The 6,175-nt window shown below is 63.0% G+C and carries 5 protein-coding genes; 1 reads left to right on the plus strand and 4 read right to left on the minus strand.

Annotated elements, in window-relative coordinates:
• Positions 1-226 precede the first annotated feature (226 nt).
• From K6T12_RS04705 to K6T12_RS04720, 4 genes are all read right to left on the minus strand, one after another.
• The gene (locus K6T12_RS04705) at positions 227-886 is read right to left on the minus strand and encodes a YceH family protein (protein WP_222219968.1); all 660 of its coding nucleotides are present in this window, start codon (positions 884-886) and stop codon (positions 227-229) included.
• A gap of 275 nt (positions 887-1,161) precedes the next feature.
• Positions 1,162-2,442, minus strand: coding sequence for an NAD(P)/FAD-dependent oxidoreductase (locus K6T12_RS04710; RefSeq protein ID WP_222219970.1), 1,281 nt, complete (start codon positions 2,440-2,442; stop codon positions 1,162-1,164).
• Positions 2,442-3,926 carry a Na+/H+ antiporter NhaC gene (nhaC, locus tag K6T12_RS04715; protein ID WP_255611540.1) on the minus strand — a complete coding sequence of 495 codons (1,485 nt, stop codon included), beginning with the start codon at positions 3,924-3,926 and terminating at the stop codon, positions 2,442-2,444. Before nhaC ends, K6T12_RS04710 begins: the two co-directional genes overlap by 1 nt.
• 135 nt (positions 3,927-4,061) lie before the next feature.
• Positions 4,062-5,024, minus strand: coding sequence for an ornithine cyclodeaminase family protein (locus tag K6T12_RS04720; protein ID WP_222219972.1), 963 nt, complete (start codon positions 5,022-5,024; stop codon positions 4,062-4,064).
• A 133-nt stretch (positions 5,025-5,157) separates the two neighbouring features.
• On the opposite strand from K6T12_RS04720, the gene K6T12_RS04725 reads away from it, so the two are divergent.
• Complete coding sequence (locus K6T12_RS04725) at positions 5,158-5,952, plus strand: helix-turn-helix transcriptional regulator (protein ID WP_222219974.1); 795 nt, start codon at positions 5,158-5,160, stop codon at positions 5,950-5,952.
• Positions 5,953-6,175: the final 223 nt, after the last annotated feature.

A 6,175-nucleotide genomic window follows, 5' to 3' on the forward strand; every position in this document is an offset into this window, starting at 1 on the left:
GCCGCGACCGAATTAGCTCCGCAGGACCGACAACGTGCATAGACATTGCAGCCGGTCGTTGGGTTTAAGCGCCTGCGGCGCTTGGTCGGCTGAAGCCAACCCTACAGCCAACCACTGCACTCAAGCCCTGTCGCCCGCAGAGCGGGCTGCTACGGCCAGCCGGGGTGAGGCTCCGGCCGGGCAGTTTCAGCCGCGACCGATACCGTTTGAAATCTGTCCGTAGAAATCAGGACAGCAACTCATCCAGCAGCTGCTGCAGATCGGCGATCTGCTGGCGCATCTCGGCCACCTGCTGTTCCAGTTCGGCGATCCGCTCTTCCTGGTCCAAGGAACCGCCGGCTGCAGACGACGGCATCGCCGCAGGGGTATGCTCCACCTCACCACTGAACAGATGGGCATAGCGGCACTCGCGCTTACCCGGCTCACGTGGCAACTTAACCACCAGCGGGCCGTGGTCATGGCTGATCAGCTTCTCCAGCGTGGCTTCCACCTGGTGCACATCGTCGAACGAGCAAAGCCGGTTGGTACGGCTGCGCAGTTCCCCCGGCGTCTGCGGCCCACGCAGAAACAACACGCAGAGTACCGCCACCGCCCGGTCGCTCAGCTTCAGGTCGCTGAACTCGGTATTGCAGAAACGGTGCTTGAACTTGGTTACCCGGCTGCCGAAACCTTCCAGTTCGCTGACCAGGTGCTTCTTCAACAGGCCATCCAGCACCTCGCGCACTTCGGTCTCCGCCAGCTCCAGCACCGGCTCGCGGTTGCTCTTCTGGTTACAGGCGGTGGTCAACGCGTTCAGCGTCAGTGGATACTGATCCGGCGTGGTGCGCTCCTTCTCCAGCAGTGCGCCAATCACCCGGGTTTCATACAGAGAAAGGTTCATATCCATATCGCGTTACCTGCAGGCATACCTTGATGAGGCTCCATCATAGCCGATTGATGCGACAAGGGTTATCGGTTCGACACAGCATTGTCACGTCCCCTTTTTTGATACTCACGCATTCAGTCGGGCGACTGACTCAGCAGGCATCTGAAAATAAAAGAATGAAACCAAAAATGAAGAAATGAAAAGAATGAAACAAAGAATTAAGAAATGAAAAAAAGGGAACCGGAGGCGTTCGGTTCCCTTTTCAGTGAGGACAGGGGTAAAGCGGAATACGTCTGTTAGAAGCGATCGACCCGGAATGGCGCCGGTTCGATCGGCGGTTCGGTATTCGCCAGCAGGCTGACCACCAGTTCGGCGCTGATCGCCGCCTGGGTCAGCCCCAGGTGCTGGTTACCAAAGGCGAACAGCAATCGCGGGTGCTTGGGGTGGCGGTCGATCACCGGCAGCGAGTCCGGCAGGGTCGGCCGATGGCCCATCCATTCACTAACCGTTGCCGAGCTGCCCTTCAACGACGGCAGCAATGCGCGGCTGTGGTGGCGCAGCGCGGCAAAGCGGCGTCGAAACGGCTTCAGTTTCAGGCCGCCCAACTCGGTCATGCCGACCACCCGCAGACCGGAGGCCAGCGGGCTGATCACGAAACGCCGCTCCGCCGAACCGATCGGCCGGTTAAGCCGGGCCGGGCCACTCTCGACGGTCAGGTGATAGCCACGCTCGGCTTCCAGCGGCACCTCGATGCCAACACCCTTAAGCAGCTTGCGGCTCCAGGCGCCGGCACAGATGATCGCTTGGTTAAATTCCAGCGACTGCGCACTCGTTTGCACTGTGACCCGTCGCTCGCCCGGCCTGATCGCCTCGACAGGCTGTTCGACAAAACAACCGCCACGCTGCTGGAACGCCGCGAACAGTTGGCGGCAGAGCTGGTAGGGCTCACGCACCTGCTGGGCATCGGGGAAATAGAGCGCATGGCTGAGCTGAGGCGCCAGCTCCGGTTCCAACTCGGCCAGCCGCTGGCCGCGAACCAGCTCGGTACGGATACCCCACTGTTTCAGGTATTCAGCATGGTCTTGGGCGTCGGCCAGCTTGTCAGCCGACTCCCAGACCAGCAGATAGCCGGACGGCAGCAGCTGTTCGCGGGCACCGATATCGTCCAGGCAGCGTTGCCAGGCCGGTAGTGCCGCCCGGTTCAGCTGCAGCAGCGCCTGCCGGCTGCGCGCCGCATTCTGCGGCCGGGCGGCCAGCATGAAGCGGGCCAGCCAGGGCAGGATGCGATGCAAGTAACCGAGTGGTAGCGCCAGCGGGCCGTTCGGATCGAGCCACATGCGCGGCGCGGCGCGCAGCGTCTTAGCAGTCGACAGCGGATCGATCAGCTCAGTGGCCAGGTAACCGGCGTTACCGAACGAGGCGCCGCTCAGCCCCGGCCGGTCCCGGTCGATCAGGGTGACCTGGTAGCCTTGGCGCTGAGCCTGCAACGCAGTGCAGAGGCCAACCACCCCGGCGCCAACGACGGCCAGGGTAGTGGCCCCCGGTGTTGCCGAAGCGGCGGAACCGGGGGATGACATCAGACAGCTCCTTTCATTTCTTGCAGGCTGGTATCGCCCTCAGCCGGTGCGGACTGGGCCAACTCAGCCGGTTCGGCCCGCTTGGAGAACCAGCCGGTCTGGGCGTAGAGGATGCCGATCGCCGGCGACAGCCAGCAGGCGAAGGCCAGCGGCGCGTACAGCAGCGCGCTGTAATCGCCGGACACCACGGTCAGCCCCAGCGCACCAATCACGAAGGCACCGCCGGCGTTCCAGGGAATCAGCGGCGACACCAGGGTACCGCCCTCCTCGATGGCACGGGACAGGTTCAGCCGGCTGTAGCCCAGCTTGTTGTACTCCGGGCCGTACATCCGGCCGGGCAGCGCAATCGACAGGTAGACGTCGCCGGACACCACGTTGGTGGCCACCGAGGTCAGGATGGCGTTGGTCTGCAGGCCTCGGAAACTACCGGTCAGCCGCATGATTGCCGCCACCACCGATTCCAGGCAGCGGGTCCGTTCCAGCGCACCGCCGAAGGCCAGCGCGAACATCATCAGGGTGACCACCCAGGTCATCGAGGAGACGCCACCACGGTTCAGCAGGCTGTTCAGCGCGTCGGTGTCGGTTTCGATCTTGAAGCCGCTATGGGCGAAGGTCAGCACCTGGTTCAGGTCATAGCCGTAATTGGCCGCCGCAACCACGGCGCCGGCGATAAAGCCGATGAACAGTGCCGGGATCGGTGCCACCTTGAAGAACGCCAGCGCCATGACCAGCAGCAGCGGCAGCAGCGGCAGCACACCGAACTCGAAGTGCTCAGCCAGGCCCGCCTTGTACAGGGTAATCTGCTCCAGTTGAGCGGCGTCGACACTGGTCTGGCCACCCACCATCAGGTAGATAACGAAGGCGATCAGCATCGCCGGGACGGTGGTCGGCATCATATTGCGGATATGGTCGAACACGTTGGTCTCGGTCACCGCCGCCGCCAGGTTGGTGGTATCGGACAGCGGCGAAACCTTGTCGCCGAAGAAGGACCCGGACACCACCGCACCGGCGGTCCAGTAGATCGGGATATCAAACGCACTGCCGATGCCGATCAGCGCCAAGCCGATGGTGCCGACGGTGGTCCAGCTGGAACCGATCGACAGCGAAACCACCGAGCAGAGCAGCATCGACGCCGCCAGGAACCAGCTCGGGTCGATCAGCTCCAGGCCATAGTAGATCAACATCGGCACGGTGCCGCTGGCGATCCAGGTGCTGACCAGCATGCCCACCACGATCAGCGTGGCGATCGACGGCATCGCCACATGCAATACATGGAAGGCGCCCGACTCGATATCCTTCCAGCGATAGCCCTGTGCCCAGCCGACCAGCGCGGTAATGGCGAAGCCGATCGCCAGTGCGATATGGGGCGTGAAGTCGTCGTAGTAGAAGATCTGGATCCCCAGCAGGCCGATGGTCAGCACGATCGGAATCAGCGCCACCGCCAGGCTTGGCATGGCGATCTCGGGAGATGGGTTTTGGGTCATTCTCTGAACTCCTCGGACGGGTGACTGATGGGTGACCAACGTCCCCTTCCTGTTGTTATTTTTGGTTTTTTCGATATCACGAAAGATCAAACAGGATTAAAAAAGGGACCGCCCGAACCGGGCAGCCCCAAAGGCTTACGCCCGAATCGTGGTTTGATGCGCCAGGATGGCGGCGGCCAGATCCTCTTTCGAGTCACCGACCGACTTGAACAGGGTGATCGCCTGCTGCGGGTCGTCCAGGCCGGCCCGGCCCGGGTGACGAGCGGCGCAGAGATCGGTGAACTCGGCCAGGATAGCGTCCTCGCCGATCGCCCCCTCGCGGATCGGGATGATCAGGTCGCCGGTTTCCGCCAGTGCACCGGCGCGGGTATCGACGAACAGTGCACAGCGCTGCATCGCCCGGTTGTCGGTCTCGCGCATGGTGGGCGTAAAGCTGCCGACCAGATCCAGGTGGGCGCCCGGCTTCAGCCAGTCGCCGAGGATCACCGGCTCGTTGGCCAGCGTGGCACAGCTGACGATGTCCGCCTGGCCGGCAACCGCCGCCAGCTGATCGCTCGGGCAGACCCGAGCGTCGATATCGACGGCTTGCAGCTCGTCGACCAGCGTCGCCGAGGCGGCCTCGTTGCGATCCCACACCTGCACCGTCTTGATCGGCCGTACGCTCATATGGGCCGGAATCAGCCGACGGCCCATGCGGCCGGCGCCGACCATCAGTAAGCTGGCGGAATCCTCGCGGGACAGGAAGCGCGACGCCAGCGCCGACGCGGCGGCGGTACGACGGGCGGTCAGCTCGTTGCCGTCCAGCATCAGCAACGGCCGGCCGGTCTTGCCGCAGCTCAGCATATAGTGGCTGCTCAGCCCCGGCAGCTGGCGGGCGTTGTTGCCCGGGAACACGTTGACCTGCTTGACGCCGACATACTCGCCTTCCAGCCAGGCCGGCATCAGCAGCAGCGTGGCCTGCGGCTCGCCGGGCACATCGATGAAGTGGTGATGGCGGACCGGCGAGTGCACGTCGTCACGGGCGAAGATATCCTGCAGCGCGCTGATCATCGCGTCCCAGGGTAGTGCGTTCTGTACTTGTTCGGCATTCAGTTGCATAACGGCTTCTCGCGTTGTTACTCTGCCGTCGCATGGTAACCAAATCGAAATCTGCCCCGTTGACCCAGTCTCCGAAGTTATATACCCAGGCTATGGACCGGCCCTTCCGAGCCACTGAGAAGGTGTTTTTTGCATGACAAACAGCCAGGCCCGCCGCAATCTGATCGCCCGCCAGCGCGGCGAGCATCTGCATGACTACGCCCAGGTCCTGATCGGCTGGCGCGGCCGGATGGACTGCGAGTTCCGCAACAACGCCGGCCGGCTGGTACAGGGCACGGCGGCACTGGTACCGGCTTCGGCCACGCACCAGTTCGAGGGGCTCAGCGACGACAGTGAATTGGTGGTGGTGGATGTATCGTTGCAGGACCCGTATATCCAGGCGCTGGAGCAGGCCTGCCGGATGCCATTCGGCGACACCCTGTTCCGCCAGCCCGAGTTCATCTCGCTGAACCGGGAGATGGCGCCGCTGCTGGAGTTTGCCGCCAGCCAGCTGCAACCGGCGGCGGAACCGGCCAATACGCTGCTGCGCTGCCAGCTGGTATCGCTGTTCATGACCCAGCTGTGCCGGATCTACTCGGCCGAGCAGACCCAGCCGCTGATCAATCAGCGGCTCAACAGTATCGAGCTGGACGCTTTCATCGACCGACGGCTGGCCGAGCCGCCCAGCAACGGCGAACTGGCCTATGCGATGAACCTCAGCGAGAGCCACTTCTACTGCCTGTTCCAACGCCAGTTCGGCATGACACCGCAGCAGTACGTCAGCCAACGCCGCCTGCAGCGGGCCCGCCTGCTGCTGATCAACAGCAAGCTGCCACTGGCAGCGATTGCGGCGGAAGTGGGTTTCGCCGACGCCTCCAGTTTCAGCCGCGCCTACAAGAAACAGTTCAATGAAACGCCGGGCGTGGCCCGGCGTAATATGAATGGGTAATCTCTTTATAGCCTGAAGCCGGCTGCTATAGCTTCGCCGTTTAGATCTGACTTCAGCCGTGATCTGCGCCAGTTCCAATGCCAAACGGTTGTCGCCCGCAGAGCGGGCTGCTTGTATCTCTCGTTGATGGGTGATTAGCTACCGCCCATCGCAAGGAGCCGGTGAGCCAGGCGGGCTGCGAAGTCGAAAAGACTGCCCTGTAGATGAGGCCCCGGCTCCTATT

It is taken from the genome of Marinobacterium arenosum, assembly GCF_019795155.1.
Lineage (GTDB): Bacteria > Pseudomonadota > Gammaproteobacteria > Pseudomonadales > Balneatricaceae > Marinobacterium_C > Marinobacterium_C arenosum.